The sequence below is a fragment of the Microcoleus sp. B4-D4 genome (assembly GCF_036705185.1).
Classification (GTDB): Bacteria; Cyanobacteriota; Cyanobacteriia; order Cyanobacteriales; family Microcoleaceae; genus Microcoleus.
Genome location: NZ_JAUBTX010000025.1, coordinates 60,297 through 82,933, shown reverse-complemented (window position 1 = coordinate 82,933; position 22,637 = coordinate 60,297). Strand labels below are relative to the sequence as shown.

The following is a 22,637-nucleotide window of genomic DNA, read 5'->3' as shown; positions in this document are numbered from 1 at the left end:
CAGTGCCATTACCTATTTACCACATCACGCACATTGAAAATCTAGAATCTATCTTGTCAGAAGGTGGATTGTTAGCTTACAACGTTATGCTAGAGACACAAACTAACTACACTAATATCGCCTACGAAAATATCCAAGATCGTCGCGCTAGAATCCGCGTTCCCTGCGGTTCAGGCGGCGTACTGCACGATTATGTTCCATTTTATTTTGCTCCGCGCTCTCCGATGTTATACACCATTAATCGGGGCAATTTAAAAAGCTGCAGTCAAGGTCAATCAACAGTCATTCACCTAGTTTCTAGTGTAGAGAATATAGATGCTGCGGGTTTAGATTTTGTTTTTACTGACGGTCATGCAGTCATGGCATTCACCGAGTTTTTTGACGACCTCAACCATCTAGAGCAAATCGACTGGGATGTTATGGAATCCCGTTACTGGAACGACACAAACGAAGACAACGACAGAAAGCGTAGGCGTCAAGCCGAATTCTTAGTTCGCAACTTTTTCCCTTGGCACTTAATCACAGAAATCGGCGTTATCAATTCTACAATCAAATCACAGACAGAGAATATTTTACAAAATTTTACACATAAACCCTCAGTAATAATTCGCCAACAATGGTATTATTAAGATAAAAAAGAATCGGAAAATTAAAGTGATTGAAATTCAGGAAGGCAACCTTTTAGAAGCAAATGCAGAAGCCTTAGTGAACACAGTTAATTGTGTTGGAGTTATGGGCAAAGGAATTGCCTTGCAATTCAAGCAGGCATATCCCGATAATTTTCGTAAATATGAAAAAGCTTGTCGGGCGAGGGAAGTGCAGCCCGGACAAATGTTTGTAATATCTACTGGCAATCTATTCAATCCCCGATACATTATTAATTTTCCGACTAAACGCCACTGGAGAGACAAATCAAAAATCGAAGATATTCAAACTGGACTAAAAGCTTTGATTCAGGAAGTAAAGCAATTGGGCATCACTTCTATTGCTGTTCCTCCGCTAGGTTGCGGGAATGGTGGCTTGTCTTGGAAGACAGTCAAACCGCTAATTGAATCAGCTTTTTTAGAACTGCCAAACGTGCAAGTTTTGCTGTTTGAACCGCAGGCTGCTCCCCAAGCTGATTCGATGCCGATTGCTACCGAAAAACCCCAAATGACTCGCGCTCGTGCCTTATTTATTAGCTTGCTAGAATTGTACGGAATTCCTGGCTATCGCTTGACAATGCTGGAAATTCAAAAGCTAGCTTATTTTCTTCAGGTAGCAGGTGAACCGCTAAAATTACAGTATGTGAAAGAAAAGTACGGGCCCTACGCAAATAATCTAAATCATGTTTTGCAGAAGCTGGAAGGGCATTATATTCGAGGTTATGGAGACAGAAGCCAAGAGGCACAAATCTATGTGTTGTCTCAAGGTAAAATAGCCGCGCGGGATTTTTTACAAAATGCTGCTGATGCTAATATTAGACTAGAGCGTGTGAGCGGGTTAATTAATGGTTTTGAAACTCCTTACGGGATGGAACTGTTGGCAACTGTTCACTGGGTTGTTGGGGAAAATAGGGAAGCAGCAGAGGATTGCGAAAGAGCGATCGAACTTGTGCGCGAATGGAACATTCGCAAGAGCGAACTATTTAAGCCTCAACATATTCGCAAAGCGTGGCAGCGGCTTCGCGAGCAGGGTTGGTTTTTTTAGGATACATTCTGCCTTCTAACTACGGCCGTTTGATGACTAAAATTCACGATCGCGGTCTTCCCAGAGTAGTAATATAAAGCACGGCCTCGCTTGTAGGAATACCGAGAACGTCATTGACGCGATCGTCAAAAAAGCCCGCGATACCGCTAACACCCAAACGCAGTTGAACGGCTGCTAAATTCAACCGCTGGCCCAAATGACCCGCATCCATGTGCAAATAGCGGTAAACCCGATCGCCATATTTTGCTACAGCCCTGTTCAAATCCGCCGTGTGAAACAACAGCGCCCCCGCATCTCGGCCCAAATCTTGCCCCAAACACAAAAAATGCAACTCCCTGCGGAAATTTTTAAACCGAATTTGCCGCAATTCTTGAGCTTTCGGAGCATAATAATAACAGCCTTCCTCCAACCCGTGCACTCCCGAAACAGCAATAAAAGTCTCGATCAAACTCAGATCGAAATAATCGGGATAACCGTCTAATCCTTGGTCTATATAGTGCTGCGGCTGGTAAGTAAAATCGAGCAAAGCTAACAGTTCGCCCAAGCTCAAAGAAGCACCAGTATAAGCGCGGGTAGAACGCCTTTTGAGGATAGTTGTTTCTAAAGTTTCCAGATTGACTCCCCAAGGAATCGAAGGACTGACAGTCGAAATTTTAGTACAAAATGGAAAGTTGTATTTATCCTCTAAATCACCTTCCCTTTCATCAAATTTCCAGCCATCCGTTCCGGTGGGGTCTGAGTCTAACTGTGTCGCTTTGTGGAGGTATCCCAACAGTTGACCTTCGGAAATTTTAGGATAATCTGTTGTGGTGTTTCCGGGCAAAGCTGTTTTGAATTTGGGCAAATTTTGGTCGATATCCAGCAAGTCGGCTAACGCAACTACACAAATCGCTCCTTCTTGCTCCGAGTCGATGTACAGTAATTCATTGATAGCTGCATCGGCGAATCCTCCAATCAGGTGAGGTCGGTAATCGTTGATGGCACAAGCTAACTCGATATTGCTCAATAAATGACCGGTGTCGAGGAAAATTCTGCGGTAAGCTCGGTCTTCGTAACGCCAAGAAGAACGGAAGAAAACAGTAGTAATCGCGATCGCCAGTTGGGTATTTTCGAGCGCCGGCGATCCGAAACAAGCAGCTTGCAACCCCGACCAAACTTCACTGTTCCAAAAATGAACGAGTGAATGAGTTCTGCACTGATAGTTGTAGAGTCCGGCGGGCAAATGTGGCGTGCCGCGGGAGATTAAATAAACCTCTGCAGGGTACAGCCCGCCCGCCGACGGTGCGGATCGCAAATACAGATAACTCTCATCTAGCGTCTGCACCTTCGCAGTCAACCCGTAGCTGCACAGCAACAAGCTCGACAAGCGGTGCCACCAACCGGCATCAGCCGCGGCATCGCGATCGTCCGAGGGGTCTTTTATATAAGGCTTTAGGTCAAAATACGCACCAATTTTATATTCTTTGAACGGCACCGGTTGCTCTGTCCAATCTAGCTGTCTGCTTTTGGCAGCAAGGGTTTCAGGGTCATATTTCGTCCGCTCGTGGTAGTGCTCAGCCATAGAAAGAGGAAGTTCTGGCATATTTCAGTAGAAGATGGGCTTTGGTTTGTCGATCGATCTTGAGATTACTGACTGGTTACTGACCGAGCCAGCCAGAAATTTACAAATATAAAAAAAATCTTAGAAAAAATGCGCTCGTTGTTACACAAGCTTAACATAAGAGAATGCTTAGGTATAAATACGCAAACAGTAATAGCCCTTTATTATCGTTATGGACTGGCTACAATAGCTGTCCTCATAAAGAGATGAATATGCAAAAGCTAAGCGCTGAGCAATTGCTAGCTCAGTATTCTGAAGGCAAGCGAAATTTTGACGCAGTTGACCTAAGTGAACATAATTTATTTCAAGCAGATTTAGCAGAAATCAACCTTTCTGGTAGCGTTTTGAGGCGAACTTATTTGCCCTACGGAAATCTGACTCAAGCCAATCTTTTTCAAACACAGTTGCAGGATGCTGAATTGGGCGACATTCAGCTTTATCAAGCAAACTTGTCAGAAGCTAATTTGTCAGGAGCAAATTTATCAAGAGCTAATTTACGCCACGCTAATTTGCAAGGTGCTAATTTGCAGAAAGCTAATTTACAAGGTGCGGATTTGTACAATGCCGATTTGAGCAATGCCGATTTGAGCAATGCGGATTTGAGCAGAGCTAATTTGGAGAAAGCAAAGTTAACTAAAGCTCAATTAGCTGGCTGCAACTTATTTCGATCGCGCTTGGCAGATTTGTCGGAAGCTGAGTGCGATCGCACTACCATCAGCCCCGAAGGATATTGATGATTTCCAGCGCTGCGGGCGATCGGCTTCATTAATCATGAAGCGTAGCTATCCCGAGCGGGAATCGCCCTTTTTAAAATTTATTAACATTTCTCGACACGGCGGAAAATGTGAGTTACAGTCGTAGAGAACTTATCGCTTTGCAACATTGACAATAACTAACACATTTTTTCAGTGGAAAATAAGATATAATTTATGAATTTTCCCGACAAAACAGCCAGAGAACTTCGGCACAAAAAACAAGATTTGCGGAGGCGCGAACAAGAAATTTGGCTCCGCGAACTAGAAGCCGAAATCGACCGCTCAGTGCCAGAACATCTAACACGCAAGTACGAAGAATCCGACAGCCAAGTTAACGGCAAACTCAAACAGTGGCGCAGAAAAATCCTAGCCGTAGCTCAATTTACAGGCATTGTCATTGCTGTTGTCGTTGCAGTTCGCATCGCATCTTGGCTGGCAACTACGCTGATAGTTGGATTCATTGCTTTGAGCGCTTACAAAATGTTTATTGAAGAAGATATAAATTGAAAATTTACAGCCATAAAATATCAGTAAATACCCATGAACCTTAAAGTAGAAACCAGCAGTTTTCTCAACGATTTAGAGCGAGTAGCCGCCGTCCGCCGCGAAATTGCCGATCGCCTCAGCAACATCGCCACAGCCATCAACGAATCAGAATTAGCAGGAGCTGCAGCATCGGGAAAACTCGGTTTAGAAACAGAAAACGCCGACATCACTCTCGCCAGCAAAAACTTGCGCCAAGGAGTCTTTAGGCTGCTAGTTTTAGGCGACATGAAACGCGGCAAAAGCACTTTTCTCAATGCCTTGATCGGCGAAAACTTACTGCCCAGCGACGTAAATCCCTGTACGGCTTTGCTGACGATTTTGCGCTACGGTGCAGAAAAAAAAGTCACCGTTTATTTCAATGACGGCAAAAGTCCCAAACAGCTCGATTTTAAAAGTTTCAAACAGAACTACACAATTGACCCCGCTGAGGCAAAACGCCTAGAAGAAGAAAAGAAACCAGCATTTCCAGATATCGACTGTGCCGTAGTAGAATATCCCTTACCTTTGTTAGAAAAAGGCATAGAAATAGTAGACAGTCCCGGGCTGAACGATACAGAATCCCGCAACGAATTATCTCTCGGTTACATCAACAACTGCCACGCTATTTTGTTCGTACTCAGAGCAACTCAGCCTTGCACAATGGGTGAAAGACGCTATCTAGAAAATTACATCAAAAATCGCGGATTGAGCATTTTCTTTCTGATCAATGCTTGGGATCAGGTGCGGGAAAGTTTGATTGACCCGGATGATCCTGAAGAAATGGCAGAAGCAGAAGGGAAATTGCAACGGGTTTTTAAAGCTAATTTGGCTGAATATTGTTTAACAGAAGGACACGATATTTACGAGGAGCGAGTGTTTCCAATTACCTCAATTAAGGCGCTCAGGTTGCGGATTAAAAACCCGGATGCGGATTTAGCAGGAACTGGTTTTCCCGAGTTTATGGCGGCACTGAATACGTTTTTGACGCAGGAAAGGGCGATTTCTGAACTGCGTCCGGCGAGGACTTTGGCGCGTCAAATTTCTGCTCGCGTCCGCGAAGCTGTTGGGCGCAGATTACCATTGCTCGATCGCGATGTCAATGAGTTGAAGGAAAAGATTAATTCAGTTGAGCCGGAGTTTAAAAAGCTGACTCAGATTCGCGATGAATTTAAACAAGAAATTATCGGAGTTAGAGATAGTAAATCGCGGGCGATCGCCGATTCTTTCCGCATCTACGTTCTCAACTTAGAAAATACCTTTGAAACAGACTTTTTGCGGTATCAACCCGAGCTGAAATTTCTGGATTTCTTCAGCCAAGACAAGCGAGAAGCCTTTGAAGCATCGCTCAGACGAGCATTCGAGCAGTACATCAACGACAAACTAGCAGCTTGGACTCTCACCGCAGAACAAGAGATGAATTCAGCATTTTCGCAGCTATCGCAAAGTGCGGCAAATTACGGAGCATCTTACACGAAAGTGACTGAAAAAATTACCGAAAAACTGACCGGGCAAAAAATACCAGCAGCAGTCAGCAACTCAAACGAAGATAACTCGCCAGCTTGGGCAAAATGGGCGATGGGATTGTTTTCGTTAACGACCGGAAATCTGGCGGGCGTAGCAATGGCAGGAGCGGGTTTTGACTGGAAAAATATCCTGCTCAACTTAATTACTGTGTTGGGAGTCAGTACGATTTTTGCTGGTTTTACCGGGATTGTTTTGGGGCCGCTGTACTTGGCTTTGTTGGGGATGGGAGTTGGGGTTTTGCAGGCAGACGGAGCTCACAAACAATTGGTGAAAGCGGCGAAAAAAGAGTTGGTGAAATATCTGCCGCAGGTGGCTCAGGAGCAGTGGCAGCCGATTCACGATGCTGTGAAAGAGTGTTTTGATGTTTACGGACGGGAAGTGGGCGATCGCATGAATGATGATATTAATTCTCGGAAAGCTGAGTTAGATAATTTGCTGGAACAAAAGGAATCTCGCGAGATTAATTGTCAGGCTGAATCTGAGCGGTTGAAAAAATTGGATGCTGATGTTTCTGCCGAGTCGCAGAGTATTGAATCGATATATCAAGGTTTCCTAGCATCTGCTAACTGAGATAAAACAACAATATGCAACAACCCGAAATTTATCAAGATTTAACTAACAATCTCAAATCAGCACTCGGCATCCTCGAACTCGATAAAAACTCCCAACTTTACCGAGATACCACCTCAATCTGCGACTATCTCGCCAAACCAACTTTTCAAATTGCTGTTTTTGGCCCGTTTAATTACGGCAAGTCAACTTTGCTGAATGCTTTGTTGGGAAATCGTGCTTTGCCGATCGACCTCGTGCCCACTACAGGTGCTGCCATTTATGTCAACTACGGCGAGGAATTGCACGCAAAAATTACTCTAAAAGACGGTACGGAAATTAGCGAACCGGGGACTGATGTGTTGAAACGCTACGCCATCCTTGACGACGCGAGACAAATGCGGGATGATGTGGCGGCAGTGAATGTTTATTGTCCCCATCCCTTCCTGAAAACAGGTGTGGAATTGCTGGATTTGCCGGGAACCAACGATCGGGAAGAACAGGATAATTTAGTAAGAGATAAATTGCTAACGGCTGACTTGGTTGTGCAGGTTTTAGATGCTCGCAAATTGATGACTTTAGGGGAACGAGAGAACTTAAGAGATTGGTTGAGCGATCGCCAAATCAACACTGTCGTCTTCGTTGCCAATTTTCTCAATCTACTCGAACCAGACGACCAAAAACAAGTATACAATCGGTTATTGTTTGTTGCCGAAAGTTTTCGATCCAACTTGCCGAACAATATTAGCAATATCTACCGCGTCGATGCTTTGCCGGCTTTGAGGGCGAGGCTGAAAGGAGATGTGGCGGCCGCCCAAACTACAGGAATTGCCACGTTTGAATCGGCTTTGCAAAGTATTGTGGCAGCTCAACAGGAACAACTAGCCGTTAAGTTACCCAGAATTGAAGCGATAGCTACTAAGATTTGTCAATCTCTGCGAGCTAAATCTGAAACTGTCACCGCCGAAATAGCCGCAGCTCAACAAAAGCACAAAAACAAAATTGAAATTAAACAAAAAGCCGAAAAACTGATATCAAAAGGCTTTCACGCCAGCGTTTCTGACTTCGAGATGTGGCTTTACCAGCCCACATTTTTGCAGCGATATCAATCGGAAATGGCGCTGTCGCTCCACGAAGGGAGTTTTGATGCGTGGAATCTAAAATTTCAGCGAGAGGTCTTGAAGCAGCAGCAAACCATCGCAGAATGGGTAAATAAAGCTTGCGAATTCTTTGAGAAAGAACAGCCGATCGCACTTTTGATTTCGTTTCCCCCAGCCCCGCAAATCGTTTTACCGCAACCGCCGCCGCCTCCACCTCAAAAGTCGATCGAGGGCGAAGTGGCTCCAGTGGCGATCGCCACCGGCTTAGGTTGGCTGTTGGGCGGGCCTGTGGGAGCTGCAGTAGTCGGCGGTGCTAGCTACATTTTGAATAAAAGAACTGGCTATGAAAAGCCGCCTGAATCGTCAGAAGCTTATCTAAATCAAGTAAAGGAAATTTGCAGCGAGGCGGCTAAAAACTATCTCGCCCGCTTCAGCACCGATACTTTTTCCATGCTGCAACACTACAAGGAAATCGCCGGAAAAGTTATCAGTTTTCAAGACAGCAAAGAACCGCTACAGACAAATATTCAGCAATACCAGATACAGTTAATCAATAATTTGTTAGAAAATATCGAATCCTGCCTTCAAATGACCAAATCTGTAATTAACGGCAAATGATCCGAACCGACATTGCGGCCAGTACGAATCTTTAAAACACCAATTTCTTTGCTGACTAGAAAGTGATCGATCGGAATATAAGCCAGCGGCATAAAAGTCGGCCAAGTCGGTAAAATCCCAAAGCCCGATCGCGCATTTCGCAGGTTTCCGGTTTTTACCATATTTTTGTAAAATGGCGACCACATTGTGGTATTGAAATCCCCAACCACAATCAGCGGATTTTTGACTTGGGCTGCATACTCGCCGATGGCTGCTAGCTGTTGGTTGCGATCGATAAAACTGTGCTGTTTGACCGGCACAGACGGATGAGCAAGAATCATAGAAATAGTTTTACCTTGAAATTTCACATCCGCCAACAAACTCTTTTTTTGCTTAGAAAAAGCTTTAACCGAGACATTTTCTAAAGGCAGCTTGCTGTAGATGGCACTACCAAATTTCTCAGATTCTTGTTGCTGCGAAGAGTAAGGAAACATCTCGCTTAAAACCGCTAACTCACGAGCCCAAGACCTGCTGACTTCTACAAAAACCGCGATATCGGGTTGTTCTGCTTTTACCAGCGATATCACATCAGAATATCGCCGATTACTCGTTAAAACATTTGAATGCAAAATCCGCAAGTGTTGTCCGGGAGTCGCTCCTGCAAATCCTGGCGCTGGAAAATACCAAGGAACAATTTCCGCCACATTAATGATAATGCAAAATGCGCTCACCAGCAACCATAATTTTTTTGAGCGCACCAGAGCGAAGAATATAAAAGTAGAGAAACCAACCAGCAGATATTGTATTTTAAAATGAGAACTCAATTCAAAAAAAATGTTTAATTCTCCCAAATAACCGACTATTGAAAATAGGGCATTTACAGTGACTGCGATAATAAACCATTTTAAAATTATGTGTTTTAAGCTAATGTTTTTGTTGGGGATGCTGTGCATCACCGCCCATTTGAGCTTGATTTTAAGGTCGTTGGTAATCGGCCACTTATCAATTTCTGTTACCAGTTGTTCTTCCTGTTCCAACTCTCGCCGCTTTTGATAAAATCTCACCAGCAAGCTATCTACCACAAAATAACTAACAGAATTGGCAACAAATCCTGCCAATACCAACACACCTAAACCGATCAGCATACCAAAGGAACCGCCGACTTTGACCAAACCCGACCAAACGGCTGCGTCACCTGTTTTACCTGTAGCTAATATGGCGATAAATAGCATTAAAGCAGGCAATCCGATGGTGATTGTGTTTCTGATCAATCTGTCCATTATACAATTTTATATTTTAGATTTTAGAGGGGAATGAATGATGCAATTTCTATAGTCAGCACTACGGACTGGTTGACTTAATAACGGCTTGAAAAAATAAATAGACTCCTTAATTCTCATATATTTCTAATGGTAAATTGTCGGGGTCTCGGAAAAATGTAAACCTTTTTTCGGTAATTTCGTCAAGGCGAATTTCTTCTACTTCTACTTGTTGGGATTTTAAGTAAGCAACTGATGCTTCTATGTTCTCAACTGCAAAAGCTAAATGTCTCAAGCCACAGGCTTCAGGATTGTTAATTCTTTCAGGAGGATGGGAAAATGAGAAAAGCTCGATGGTGTCGCCATTTCCGACTCGCAAATCTAGTTTGTAAGAATTTCTCTCGGTTCGGAAAGTTTCTTTGATAATGGAACATCCTAATACTTCTACATAAAATTTCTTCGACGCTTCGTAATCCGAGCAAATAATCGCCACATGATGTATTGCCTTTATTTTCATCTGAAAAAAGTTAGTTAGTTGGGTTTTTCTGAGATGTTCCACCATTCTCAATAAGCTTTTATGAACAGGCTCTCCGGCCTGTTCCACAAGGAGTAAATTTTCTTGTGGAACAGGCCGGAGAGCCTGTTAAGCGAGAATAGTGCAAGATGTGAGGTTTTTTCAAATGCACAGCACGCTATTAACCAATTATATTTGACGATCGCAGACTCGGCGACAAACCCTGCGACATTCAGGGCGATCGACCTTTATTTTCCCCCGTCCAAATCTTAATTGAAAAATTTCTGCAAAAAAAAGCACCCTACTTGATAAGATGAGAGTTTTGCAGTCAATCACCCAATTTGCATCTCAGGAGACAAGCATTATGGCCCGTATGTATTACGACACCGACGCTAACCTAGACCTGTTAGCCAACAAAACAATTGCTATCATTGGCTACGGTTCCCAAGGACACGCCCACGCCCTCAACCTCAAAGACAGCGGTATGAATGTCGTTGTCGGCTTGTATCCCGGTAGCAAATCTGCAGCCAAAGCAACCGAGGCGGGTTTAACAGTTCACCCGGTAGACAAAGCAGCCGCCGCCGCTGACTTCATCATGATTTTATTACCCGATGAAGTTCAAAAAACTATTTACAAAGAACAAATCGAACCGAATCTTTCCGAAGGAAATGTTTTAGCATTTGCTCACGGTTTTAACATTCACTTCGGCCAAGTTGTGCCCCCAGCCAACGTAGACGTAGTAATGGTAGCCCCCAAAGGCCCCGGACATTTGGTGCGCCGGACTTACGAACAAGGGGAAGGCGTTCCGAGTTTGTTTGCAGTATATCAAGATGCTTCCGGTCAAGCGCGCGATCGGGCAATGGCCTATGCTAAAGGTATCGGCGGCACCAGAGCCGGCATCCTAGAAACCACTTTCCGCGAAGAAACAGAAACCGATCTTTTTGGCGAACAAGTAGTTTTGTGCGGCGGTTTGAGCGCCTTAATTAAAGCTGGATTTGAAACCTTAGTTGACGCTGGATATCAACCAGAATTAGCTTATTTTGAATGTTTGCACGAAGTTAAACTTATCGTTGACTTAGTAGTAGAAGGAGGCCTCGCCAAAATGCGCGACAGCATCTCCAATACCGCAGAATACGGCGATTTAACTCGCGGCCCCCGCATCGTCACCGATGACACCCGCGCCGAAATGCGGAAAATTCTCAGCGAAATTCAATCCGGTCAATTTGCTCGCGAATTCGTTCTCGAAAACCAAGCCGGCAAACCAGGTTTTACTTCCATGCGCCGTCAAGAAGCAGAACATCCCATTGAAGAAGTTGGCAAAGATTTGCGAGCTATGTTTAGCTGGTTGAAAAAGCAAGCCTAATCGATTGTAAATTTTAGATTCTTCGGCTTTGCTCCGAATAAGTTTGAGATTTTAGATTGAACGAACAATCTAAAATCTGAACTGCTAACTAACCCTAAAGTGCGGAGTAAAATTGCTCGTTGCTCGTTACCAGGCTCTGCCTGGTAATGCAGGTGCGGAGACTCTGCCTCTCTCTACCTTGTCGTTTCTGGAGAGAGAGGAGTGACAGATGTTTAAGTTATGGATTTTTAGTTTTTGACAAAAAAGTGGCTAGATATTGTTAAAGAAACCTGGTTTGTCGCTGGTAGCTCAAAACTATCTACTGGGAGTAGGACTTTTTTGCAATTTATCAATATCCTGTTGCCTTTGCTCGTTGAAATCTCTCGGCCTCAGCCAATTCGGCCACAACCCGACGAAGAAATTTCTACTGGCGACGCTGGTATCTCTTATCGGTTTGGGCAGAAAAGTTAAACTGTCACCGTAAAGGGTAAACAGGACTATAAACAAAAGCAACAGCGGAATAACATTTTTTTTAGGCATGGCAGTTTGGGAGTGGAGTTTGTGAAAGCGCTTTGTTATATTTTGCCCTGGTACGGACAAAATATATCAGCAACGGCTCAAGAAAAATAGACCTCAGCAGAGTCGGACACGGCCATGCCGTTTCCCTACCCCAAAATAATCAATTTTCGTCGGTGAAAGATGTAACGATTCCGGGATTAATTGTAGGATAATAGCGCGTGCAGTTTCCTGATGGTTGGACACTTCGGCAAGATTTGGGTGCAACGTTTAACAGTTAACAGTTAACATCATTCCGAGCCAACCGAAAACGATATAACAAGTTATTAGCAAAAATCGAAGTTGTGGGAAATAGTTTATGGGTGCATTTTTGTTAATTAGGATCGAAAACTTAATAACTTAAACACCTCCTAAAGTCCTCTCTCCTGTAAGTTGCTTTCCTCAAAGGAGGTAGAGCCTCCGGATCTGCATTACCCGGCAGAGCCTGGTAACGAGCAACTACTGACAACTGACAACTGACAACTGACAACTGACAACTGACAACTGACTACTGACTACTGACTGCTGACCACTGACTACTTATTCCCTTGAATGAAAGTTTGCACGACTGCATTAGTTTCTGGGGGAATTTCTGTTATTAGGCGCACCGGAATTGCGTTTGTTGAGGCAAATTGCGCGTATTCTGGGGTTAAAAAGATCGCATATTTGTCGGCTTCTGCTGTTAGTTGAGCGGCCATTGCCAAACTGATAACTTTAATATAATTGCGTATGCTCGCGGCTTGGTCGCCGACAAGTTCATCGCCGGTAATTACTGTGCTCGGCCTCCCAACTTGGTCTAAGGTTGTACTCGGATCTTTGACGCTTAAGTGGGTTCCTCCTACAAATCCGACTAGCCATTTGGGTGAGGGAATTTTTGGGAAGCCGGCAATTTGTTCGACTAAGGCGGGTGTTGTTTTGTCTGCTGAAGATGCTACTATTAATGTGGGAATCTTAATTTTACTTAAGCCTGTTTCTCCAAATAGTAATGATGTTGTGGGATTCATGACGATCGCCCTTTTAATCCTCCCATCCCGCAATTGATACCGTTCTTCGGGCAATCCCGCAGCCGCGCACTGAATGCCTTCGCCCAAGCTAAATCCAATCAAATCGCCCTGACAGCGCTGTTTGAGCCCGCTCAATTGCAGTTCGGCACCGGCTACGGACAAGGCTGTTGCGCCGCCGAAGGAATAGCCAATTACGACCGATCGGTCGATCGCGATTTTTCCCCGCAAGTTATCATCCGTTTTGTTCAATTTTGCCAGTTCGTCAAGCACAAAACTGATGTCCTTGGGACGGTCTAAAAACTCTTGAGGAGCTAATAACCGAGACTTACCCGCAATCGCAGCATTGGTGTTCGTTTCGTTGCTTCCCGGATGTTCCAAAGCAGCCACCACATAGCCGTAAGACGCTAAATGCTCGGCCAAATAGCGCAAATCCGTGCGGACAGAACCCAAACCGTGAGAAAAGACGATCGTTGGTTTGTCAGCCGTCGCAGCTTTCGACCAATAGACATCAACCGGAATGCGCCGGTTGCGGGCGCTGTCGTTCAAATCTAGCTTCAACACCTGCACCGAATTGGGGCCCGGTAGGCTAGGGTCGAAAGGCAGGTTAAACGCGGATTTAGTGGCTGCTAACTGAGGTGCGATCGCCGCCATAAACCGCTGAGTTTGCCAAAAACCCGCGTTCAAATTTCCCAAAACCGAGAAAGCTCGATCGAGATCCACGACTACCCGCGAACTCGGATAAGATTCTATAAAACTCAGTACCGACAAGCCTTCCGGTGCGTTCGCACCCAACACCAAAGCGGCTCGCAGCGCTTGGACACCGGCACCGTCGCGCCTCGGTATGACTGTCGTCAAATCAGTCAGGATCGCACTCCCAATGCGCGTATTTAGCAAGTTGCTCAAACCGACTACATTGAGGGGGATTTTCGCAGTTAGCGCGCCAAAAATTTGACCGCGCTGTGAGTCAGACAGCAAATCGGCGTATGTTTGCAGTTTTTTGGGTACTTTTCCGGTTTTTGCGAGTTCGCGCAAATCGGCAACCGATATTGACGATTCTAAAATACCTTTGCGGAGAACAACGGTTTCTGCAGCTTTTGCAGAGGATGTGAAGCTGCTGAAAGTGCCGATCGCGATCGCGCTACAAACACTCACCATTGAAGAAAACCATCTGAAATGGGGTCTAATGCTCATTTTTACTTAATTCAACTAGAAACAATATCACTATATTCTCAGAATTCTCCCAGATACCGAAAAATTGCCTCAGATGTCGAGAAATTGTGTTGAAGTGCGATCTAATTTTTGTATAATTTTTTGTATTAGTGCGATCGGCTTTGCTCGAAGGGCTTCCATCACCGAAAGCCAGCGAGGACGATCGCACAGCGTTAAAGTAAAACACAGAAGCATATGCGTCCATCAGTGTTTATCAGCTTCAAATCTGCAGTTAACCTGCTCGATTGAATATTTATGCAGCTCAAGTATACTTTGCTTGTCGCTGCTAATTCCATACACTTGATATCGGCCAGCAAGCGAGAGTAAATCCGCTGTAAAATAGACTCTCTTGCATTTTAACCGCAGATGAATGCAGGTCTATCGGACGATCTGCGGTTAAAATCTCACTTAAGATTTAGGGAAATAAACAACAAGCATCGAAAGATCTTGATGAGCGCGGGCGATCGATTCCGGTTCTTTAAGAGTTCCCGGTTGTTCCCACAAATTCTGCGGCTGATAAATTGTTGGTAAAATCAGCAAATCATGTTCTAACAACTGCTGCGAAACCTGCTTGACAAAATTTCCCCGCACCCGATTTATCGGTATCTCAGAAAGAATTTCTATCTCAGTGGCACTTTTATTAGCTTGTGCGCGTTTTTTCGCCACCAACAACACTTGCAAAGTCGCCTTAAGTTCCTGGGCCAAACTCTTAGCAATATCCACGGTTTCCGCAAATCCAAACCGATTCAAATCGCTGTCAGTTATCGCCAAAATAACTCTGGCTGTATTCTGGATAGGATGGGGAAATCGAGCAATTAGTACCGGTACGGGCGATCGCCTCACTATATTGTCAATAATGCTGCCAAAAAAATTGTCGCGAGTCGTGGAAAATCCCTTCCAACCGCAAACAATTAAACTAGCCTCGCGTTCGGTTGCGCTCCGCAGAATTCCGCGATCGATCGCATCATCTATCCTCGCGATCGGTTCCACCGCACAATCAGCGGCGTTAGCGACAGTTTCCGCAGCCCTCAAAAGTTGAGTTTGCTGCATTTTCTGTGCCGGCGAAATTGGTTCCCCGCGATCGGACAAAATATGCAGAGGTAGCAAAGTTCCCTGGGATGTTTTAGCTAAAATCAAAGCCAAACGCAGCAAATTATCTTCCGTATTCGGGTTAGCAACAGGTACTAAAACTCGATCTCCCCATGAATGCTTTCCCGAAGTAGCAGCCGGTAAACTTGACTCCGGCTCCTGCATTTGTTGACCCCACCGAGATACAATCCAAGGAGAAGCGACACAAGTTACTAAAATCATGGCAATGATGCCGTTCACCACTACGCGATCGACCAATTTAATGTTAAAAGCAACCGTAATTGCAGCCAAAGTAGAAGCAGCTTGAGCAGCAGAAAGACCAAACATTACCATAATGTTGGGAAACTTAAAACCAAAGATTTTCCCCGGTATCCAAGCTGCCAAAAACTTGCTCACCAATTCTGCTAAAATTATCACCCCCGCCACCAACAAAGACTGCGGCTGCTTCACCAAAATTAGCGGATCGATCAACATCCCCACAGAAATCAGAAAAAACGGCACAAACAGCGTATTCCCAATAAACTCAATCCGATTCATCAGCGGACTCATTTTGGGGATGATTTGAGTAATGGCAATTCCCGATAAAAACGCACCAATAATTGGCTCAATCTGAATCATTTCGGCTGCGTAAGAAACCAAAAACAGCGTAGCCAGTACAAACATAAATTCGGCGTTTTCGTCGTGACCAAATTTCTTAAAAAACCAGCGGCCGATTTTGGGGACTCCCCACAAAGTAGCAAAAGTGTAAATAGCAAGAGATGGAATTAGAAACAGCCAAAAATCGAGAGTAAGATTTCCTTTGTGAGCTTTAACAACAATTGCCAGCACCAACAGTCCCAAGACATTTGTAATTAAAGTCCCGCCCAAAGTCGCAGTAATAGTCTGAGTTCGCATCAATCCCAATTTTGTCAAAATTGGTAGGGCTAAAAGCGTGTGGGTAGCTAAACAAGAAGCGACTAAAATTGAAGCAAGCAAGCTATACCCCAACAGCAGCATTGCTCCAGTCCCCAATATCATCGGTAGGGCAAAAGTAGCCAGGCCAAATATGATAGCTTTGTCAGCATTTAGTTTGAGGTCATCGAGGCTAGTTTCCAGTCCCGCTAGGAACATCAAAAACAGCAATCCTACAGTACCTAACAAAACAATAGTAGCGTCTCGTTGCAGCAAATTGAGACCGTTGGGCCCGACGATTACGCCAGCAATAATCAAACCGACTATTCCCGGCAATCGCAAGCGCTCAAATACTAGAGGGGCGATTAGCATGATTGCTAAAAGAACCAGAAAAACGGGAACTGGAGCGGTAATTGGCCCGGAAGCTAGCATAAATTTTTATCCTACATATTCGCACAGAATTGCTACTAATTTTTCCCTAAAAACTCTAAATATTTATCAATCTAAAGAGGGATTTTGGAAAAATTGCAGTTGTTATTGTCAATAACTACAAGTGACCGGAATTGACTCGGTTTTTTAGCAAAATATCGGTTTGTAGTGAGGACTTTAGTCTTTATCTAAATCCAAGGACTTTAGTCCTCACTACAAACCTATTGAAAATTCAAAACTGGGAAAGGTTTTGCTGCTTCCATTTGCGCCGCCAAAGCAATTAAAGTTGCTTCCGCTGCCGGTCGCCCGATAATTTGAATGCCCACGGGTAAACCGTTGTTATCTAAAATTGCCGGAAGTGCGATCGCAGGCAAACCGCTAGCATTAAATGGCGGACAAGGAGCAACCCAATTAATAATCCGCTGCAAAGTTTCCTCACAACTCAAATCAGCCCACTCGCCGATGCCAATTGGCGAGTGCATATAAGTCGGTAAAACTAAGACATCAAAATTTTCAAAGAATCCCACAATCCGCCGTGAAATAACCTGCATTTGATTCACCGCCCGCAGATATTCTCCCGCAGAAACAGTTCTTTCCAACAACCAGCGATTCATCGGTTCCAAAACTTTGCTGGGAATGCCGCTTGCACCCGCCCCAGACTGCCAAATTACTGTAAAGGGTTCGATTAAACCCGTAAAATCAGGGCATCCCGGTTCGACATCGTGACCCAAATCTGCCAATAATTTTACGGTATCGAGCACCGCTTGCTGACACACAGGCGCTGCCTCACCGACGGGAGCAATATTGGTAGAAAAAGCAATTCGCAGCTTGCCCAATTTTTCACTGGCAGACTCTAGAAACGTGGGATTTGGGTCTGGTAGCCAGTACGGATCGCCGGTTGTGTACCCTGACATTACATCCAAAAGTGCGGCCGCGTCAGCCACGGTACGCGCTAGAGGGCCGTTGGCAGAAATGCCGCTTAGGTAGTCTCCGACTGGTGCCCAGGAAACTCGCCCGCGCGATGGTTTGATGCCGACTAAACCGCAGGCGGAAGCTGGGCCTCGGATCGAACCGCCGCCGTCTGAACCTTGGGCGATCGCGCACAAACCGGCCGCTACAGCCGCTGCTGAGCCGCCGCTGGAACCTCCGGGCGTGTAGCCTAAATTCCAGGGATTGCGCGCGGGCCGGAAACCTGGGGGCTCGGTGTAAGGCAATGAGCCTATTTGAGAGGTTGCTGTTTTGCCCAGAATGTTAAATCCGGCTGCTTTGATCCGCCAGACTACTGACTCGTTGTAGGGAGATATGTTACCGTGCAATGCCTGAACTCCGTAAGTACAGGGAATGTCGGCCACTGGTGTCAAGTCTTTGATGGCGATCGGCACTCCGAAAAACGGTGGCAATTCCTCTGACTTGTTTAAGCCTGCTAGGTGTTCGGTTTGCGCTGTCGCTAGTTCGATCGCCCGATCGGCCGTTACTGTAAAATAACTACCAAGCTGATGGTTTAATCGATCGATCCGTTCCAAGTACAGATTGACAATTTCTAGAGGCGATACTTCCCGATCGCGGATCGACTTCGCTAATTCCAGGGCTGGAGTAAAAGCCCGATCGACAGAATTCATCGGTTTAAGTCCTTAACGGCTTTATTGAGTATCAATTTATACTTACTCACTAGGTAAAAATGTGGGCTGGAAAAAAATATTTCCCATGTCGAAAATCCATATTTGATAGTAGCTCGATTTGACTCGCATCCTGCAAGGGGCAGAATATTTCCTTACGGGTGCAACAGTGTGCTCTTCTTTTGGGATAGACTGATCGGAAGAGTCCAGCTTTTGTGCAAGAGACGCTCTTCGGGCGATCGGCATTGTGCCACTTCCACAAATCCTCTGTTCGAGTCAGCCTTCTCAGCAAACCAAGGTAGCGCATATGACACAACAGCACCCGCCAGCACCTCGCCCGCCCGTACCCGGAGCACCCCCACCTCCAGGGCTGCCCCGCCCTCCAGTCCCAGGCATTCCCAGAGCAGCAGGAATGCCCCCCCCACCAGCACCGCCAGCAGCCGCACCAGCAGCCGCACCAGCACCAGCGCCCGCACCAGCGCCTCAATCTTCAGCCACACCTAAAAACCCCAACTCTAGCAACGGCGGAGTTCCGACTTTGAAAGAGCTAGTAATCCGAGCCAAAGAAGAAGGAGTATCCGACCTTCACCTCGGAGTAAACGAATTCCCTCGCTTCCGTACCAGGGGCGAAATTGCCGACATCGGCTATCCACAGACAGATTTAGATACGTTTTTTGGCTGGCTGCGCGAGTGCATGAGCGATGAAGAAATAGAAATTTTCCAAAAAACCCTAGACTTTGACGGCGCTTTCGACTTCGGCTTTGTCCGCATCCGGATCAGTTGCATGGACTCCTTGGCAGGCCCGGCGATGGTGCTGCGGCTAATTCCTGCCAAAATCATGACAATGGAGGAATTGAAGCTGCCAGATGTCTTTAAGAAAATATGCGGCTACCACAAAGGACTGATTTTGGTGACGGGCCCGACAGGTTCGGGCAAGTCTACCACCTTGGCCGCCATGATCGACTACATCAACAAGAATAAAGCCTACAACATCATTACGATCGAAGACCCGGTAGAATTCGTACACGAAAGCAAAAAATCCTTGATCAAGCACCGCGAAGTCGGCCGGCACACCCTCAAGTTTATAAATGCTCTCAAAGGCGCTCTGCGACAAGACCCGGATATGCTGCTAGTCGGAGAAATTCGGGACAGAGAGACGGTGGAAATCGCCCTCAAAGCCTCTCAAACCGGTCACTTAGTTGCAGGAACCCTGCACACCAACAGTGCGATTAAAACCCTGAACCGGATTCTGGATATGTTCGCGGCGGAAGAACAAGAGGCCATACGGGTGTCAATTTCCGAATCCCTAGTGGCGATTATTGCTCAACTGCTGTGCAAAACCACAGACGGCAAGCGGGCAGCTTTCCACGACGTTCTGATCAATACCGACGTGGTTAAGGAATACATTCTGAAGGGGCAGAATGAGGAAATTAATCAAATCATGATCAAAGATACTTATGAAGGCATGACGACGATGAATAAGTCGCTCTACGGTCTTTATCAAGAAGGCCGGATTACTGAAGAGCTTTGTGTAGAAAACTCGCCGGCCCCGAACGAAATGGCTCAGATGCTCCGAGGTCGAGTCTAAAATTCGAGTGTTAACTTTTAACAGTTAACTGTTAACTGTTAAAAGTTAACTTTTATGTGTGTACTTCAATGAAAGTCGATCGCCCGAGTTTGCCGGAATTTTTCAAAGGCATTGCGCTGTTTACACCGGGGGGAGACTTAATCTATTGCATAGACCCCCGCAAGCAAAATCAGTGGCACTTGCAGTTGTGCGTAGCTTTACAGGAAATACTCGGTTTGTCGGAACCGCCACATTTTTTGATACCTTGCTACACGGCCACCGTTGACTGTTGGGGCGATCGGAGCGATCGAGAGTTGCGGGTTGTCGCCGAGGCATACCCGCCGGTGCTGCGCCATCAAACGCTGCTGAACGCCATTTTTGGCACTGGGGACTTGGTTTGGGAGGCCCGCAGCGACGAAATGTGCGAACCGATGGCGATCGCCACTTATTACAAACAATTCCCCGAACTCTGGGAAAATCACGACTTAGTTGTACAGTATCCCCTCTCGGTTGGGCGATCGGACTTTGGCAGTTTCCCGATCGTACCTCCCTGGCGCTTTGGACAATCTCTGCAGGTGGCGCTTCCCCAACCCGCAGCCATCACTCCACCGCCACCAACTCTAGGATACGTTTTGCGGCTGTTTGTTTCCGGCATCAACCAGAGCACCGAACGCACCCTCGAAACATTACATCAATTGTTAGAAAAATCCCTCAATCTTCCCTACACTTTAAAAGTAATTGATGTTTTAAAACATCCCGAACAAGCTGAGGCAGATCAGATTTCAGCAACACCTACTTTGATTAAAATTTGGCCCAAACCGGTGCGGCGAATTGTCGGCGAATTGAACGATGCCGAAAAAATAGTGAGGTTGCTGAGCAATTCAGAATTTTAGATTTTAGCGATTATTGAATACTGGCGATCGCACTCGGTTTTGCAGGAGTATTCGCTGTGAAAAATCCAAGTGCTATCGCTGCCATTTTCGTCGGATTGACTCTCCGCACAGATGTTCCCAAAGTTGATCGGATCAATCAGGAAGACAAACATCCGGCGCGCACAAACCCCCTAAATCTAAAGTTGTGACTTCCAGCGTATCCAACTCAACTCGCCGAATGACATGATTGTTTGTATCAGCAACAAACAAATGAGACCCGATCGCGCTCAAGCCTGAAGGTTCAGAAAACCGAGCCTTGAGACCAGTACCGTCAGCCAAACCTGCAGTACCATCTCCAATCATCGTTATGCAAGTACCGCTGCGGTGGTCGATCCGCTTAATTTTGTGATTGTAAGTATCAGCAACCCACAGATAATTTTGACTGTATTCCACACCCAAACAGTGCTGCAATCTCACATCTTCACCGCGGCCATCTTTATCCCCAAAACCAAACAGTTCACCGCTACCGCAGACTGTACGCACCTTCGGGTCTTCATCTACACCGAGGGCGCGAATCGAACTAATTTCGCTGTCAGCAACAAACAACTCCGATCGATCCGTAGCCAAGCCGCTGGGCTGAGAAAAAGCAGATTCTGCCAGATTTCCGTCAACACAAGATTCCCGACCCGTACCTGCATAAGTGCCGATCGTACCAGTATCTAACTGCATTTCCCAAATTTGGTGCGAGCCCGCCATAGCGATAAAAAGTCGATCGCCAACCCTTTCTAAATCCCAAGGCGAATTCAATTGCGTCTCTAAACCCTTGCCGCTGCGGGGTGCAATTTCGTGACTTTGTTCGCCAGTACCAGCAACAGTTTCCACCCGCTCAGTTGTAAAATCAATCTTTCTGAGAGCGTGATTTTCCGTATCAGCAACATAAAGAATTTGACCTTCTGCATCAAAAGCCATACCTTGAGGGGCAGAAAACTCAGCTTCTTCAAACTTGCCATCAGTTAAACCCGGTTTCCCTGTACCGATGACGTGCAGCACTTCACCTTCAGTAGAGCTAACAACAATTCGATTGTGTCCAGAATCTGCAACAAACAAGCAAGAACCAACCAAGCTTTGTTGAACTGAGTTCGCAGGCCCCGGCAATACAGTTTCATCCACAGATTGATTGTTCTCAGTCATTTCGCCCAAAAGCGCCTCATGTTGGTGAAGCTGTTTTGCCTCCGTTGAAGTAATGGCAAATGCCAGCACTTTACCGGGAAAAGCCAGGGGAGTTGACAGAGGTTTGCGCTGTTTTTCTAAGCTGAAACGAAGTTCTTTAAAGGCGATCGCATTTTTATCTTTGTATTCAGCAACTAACTTGCCAACTAACTCGTCAAGTGCTTCTCTATTGCCCTCGCCGGAAACAAAGCCGACGACATAACTTTCGGGATCTATCACCATTAAAGTCGGCCAAGAGCGAACGGCGTAGCTTTGCCAAACTTTCATGCCGCTGTCTACAATTACCGGATGTTCAATATCGTAGCGGAGAATAGCTTGACGGATATTTTCTACTTCTTTTTCGTTTTCAAATTTAGCCGAGTGCACGCCGATAATTGTGAGAGAATCTTTATATTTTTTTTCCAGGTATTTTAAGTCTGGGAGGACGTGCAAGCAGTTGATGCAGCAGTACGTCCAGAAGTCGAGGAGGACGACGCGCCCTTTTAAGGATTCAATGGATAAAGGTTTCTCGGTGTTAAGCCACGGGTACTTTACGGGGAATTCTGGTGCTCTGACGCGAGGCATGGCATCTCCTGGTAGGGTCTGAATAATTTTTTACCTTCTTTAATTTAGCGGGAAGTTTCACCGGATGGGGGAAAGGGGAGGTTAAACGAGGGCTTGTGGTACAGGTCGGAGTGCCTGTACCACAAGAGGGGGGTGAGGCCCGATGGCGAATTCATCC

At 45.8% G+C, this 22,637-nt stretch carries 17 protein-coding genes; 9 read left to right on the top strand and 8 right to left on the bottom strand.

The window, feature by feature from the left end; translation table 11 throughout:
- The first annotated feature begins 2 nt into the window (after positions 1–2).
- Both darT and darG read left to right on the top strand, forming a co-directional pair.
- Positions 3–629, top strand: a complete 627-nt coding sequence (gene darT / locus QUB13_RS18740) for a type II toxin-antitoxin system toxin DNA ADP-ribosyl transferase DarT (RefSeq protein WP_333383307.1) — start codon at positions 3–5, stop codon at positions 627–629.
- 25 nt (positions 630–654) lie between these two features.
- Positions 655–1,689, top strand: a complete 1,035-nt coding sequence (gene darG, locus QUB13_RS18735; RefSeq protein WP_333383304.1) for a type II toxin-antitoxin system antitoxin DNA ADP-ribosyl glycohydrolase DarG — start codon at positions 655–657, stop codon at positions 1,687–1,689.
- A 43-nt stretch (positions 1,690–1,732) separates the two neighbouring features.
- Here the strand turns inward: darG and QUB13_RS18730 are convergent, their stop codons facing one another.
- Positions 1,733–3,271, bottom strand: coding sequence for a SagB/ThcOx family dehydrogenase (locus QUB13_RS18730; RefSeq protein ID WP_333383301.1), 1,539 nt, complete (start codon positions 3,269–3,271; stop codon positions 1,733–1,735).
- Between the two features lie 230 nt (positions 3,272–3,501).
- On the opposite strand from QUB13_RS18730, the gene QUB13_RS18725 reads away from it, so the two are divergent.
- The 4 genes from QUB13_RS18725 (at position 3,502) to QUB13_RS18710 (ending at position 8,360) form a co-directional block, all read left to right on the top strand.
- A complete protein-coding gene (locus QUB13_RS18725) occupies positions 3,502–4,023 on the top strand; it encodes a pentapeptide repeat-containing protein (protein ID WP_333088135.1) in 522 nt (173 codons plus the stop codon).
- Between the two features lie 195 nt (positions 4,024–4,218).
- A complete protein-coding gene (locus QUB13_RS18720; RefSeq protein ID WP_333196572.1) occupies positions 4,219–4,551 on the top strand; it encodes a hypothetical protein in 333 nt (110 codons plus the stop codon).
- 33 nt (positions 4,552–4,584) lie between these two features.
- Entirely contained in the window at positions 4,585–6,663 is a 2,079-nt protein-coding gene (locus QUB13_RS18715; RefSeq protein WP_333383296.1) for a dynamin family protein, read from the top strand.
- Between the two features lie 14 nt (positions 6,664–6,677).
- Positions 6,678–8,360, top strand: coding sequence for a dynamin family protein (locus tag QUB13_RS18710; protein ID WP_333383294.1), 1,683 nt, complete (start codon positions 6,678–6,680; stop codon positions 8,358–8,360).
- On the opposite strand, the gene QUB13_RS18705 is transcribed toward QUB13_RS18710, so the two are convergent.
- Both QUB13_RS18705 and gloA2 read right to left on the bottom strand, forming a co-directional pair.
- Entirely contained in the window at positions 8,327–9,619 is a 1,293-nt protein-coding gene (locus QUB13_RS18705) for an endonuclease/exonuclease/phosphatase family protein (protein WP_333383290.1), read from the bottom strand. The two genes, QUB13_RS18710 and QUB13_RS18705, sit on opposite strands and share 34 nt — an antisense overlap.
- 109 nt (positions 9,620–9,728) lie before the next feature.
- Positions 9,729–10,115 (bottom strand): SMU1112c/YaeR family gloxylase I-like metalloprotein, encoded by a 387-nt coding sequence (gloA2, locus tag QUB13_RS18700; RefSeq protein WP_194066122.1) that lies wholly within the window; start codon positions 10,113–10,115, stop codon positions 9,729–9,731.
- Between the two features lie 310 nt (positions 10,116–10,425).
- Here gloA2 and ilvC point away from each other — a divergent pair, with 310 nt between their 5' ends.
- Complete coding sequence (ilvC, locus tag QUB13_RS18695) at positions 10,426–11,475, top strand: ketol-acid reductoisomerase (protein ID WP_194066123.1); 1,050 nt, start codon at positions 10,426–10,428, stop codon at positions 11,473–11,475.
- Positions 11,476–12,545: 1,070 nt separating this feature from the next.
- On the opposite strand, the gene QUB13_RS18690 is transcribed toward ilvC, so the two are convergent.
- The 4 genes from QUB13_RS18690 to QUB13_RS18675 all read right to left on the bottom strand — a co-directional run bounded on the left by QUB13_RS18690 (position 12,546) and on the right by QUB13_RS18675 (position 18,250).
- On the bottom strand, positions 12,546–14,204 hold the full coding sequence (locus QUB13_RS18690; protein WP_333383286.1) for an alpha/beta hydrolase: 1,659 nt from the start codon (positions 14,202–14,204) through the stop codon (positions 12,546–12,548).
- 69 nt (positions 14,205–14,273) lie between these two features.
- Positions 14,274–14,417 carry a hypothetical protein gene (locus tag QUB13_RS18685; RefSeq protein WP_333383283.1) on the bottom strand — a complete coding sequence of 48 codons (144 nt, stop codon included), beginning with the start codon at positions 14,415–14,417 and terminating at the stop codon, positions 14,274–14,276.
- A gap of 213 nt (positions 14,418–14,630) precedes the next feature.
- Positions 14,631–16,634: a cation:proton antiporter domain-containing protein gene (locus QUB13_RS18680; RefSeq protein WP_333383279.1), complete on the bottom strand. Its 2,004-nt coding sequence runs from the start codon at positions 16,632–16,634 to the stop codon at positions 14,631–14,633.
- Positions 16,635–16,852: 218 nt separating this feature from the next.
- Positions 16,853–18,250 (bottom strand): amidase, encoded by a 1,398-nt coding sequence (locus QUB13_RS18675; protein ID WP_333383276.1) that lies wholly within the window; start codon positions 18,248–18,250, stop codon positions 16,853–16,855.
- Between the two features lie 304 nt (positions 18,251–18,554).
- On the opposite strand from QUB13_RS18675, the gene QUB13_RS18670 reads away from it, so the two are divergent.
- Positions 18,555–19,835 (top strand): type IV pilus twitching motility protein PilT, encoded by a 1,281-nt coding sequence (locus tag QUB13_RS18670; protein WP_333383327.1) that lies wholly within the window; start codon positions 18,555–18,557, stop codon positions 19,833–19,835.
- Between the two features lie 68 nt (positions 19,836–19,903).
- Positions 19,904–20,707: a circadian clock KaiB family protein gene (locus QUB13_RS18665; protein ID WP_333383273.1), complete on the top strand. Its 804-nt coding sequence runs from the start codon at positions 19,904–19,906 to the stop codon at positions 20,705–20,707.
- A 132-nt stretch (positions 20,708–20,839) separates the two neighbouring features.
- Here the strand turns inward: QUB13_RS18665 and QUB13_RS18660 are convergent, their stop codons facing one another.
- Complete coding sequence (locus QUB13_RS18660; protein WP_333383270.1) at positions 20,840–22,480, bottom strand: thioredoxin-like domain-containing protein; 1,641 nt, start codon at positions 22,478–22,480, stop codon at positions 20,840–20,842.
- Positions 22,481–22,637 lie beyond the last annotated feature (157 nt).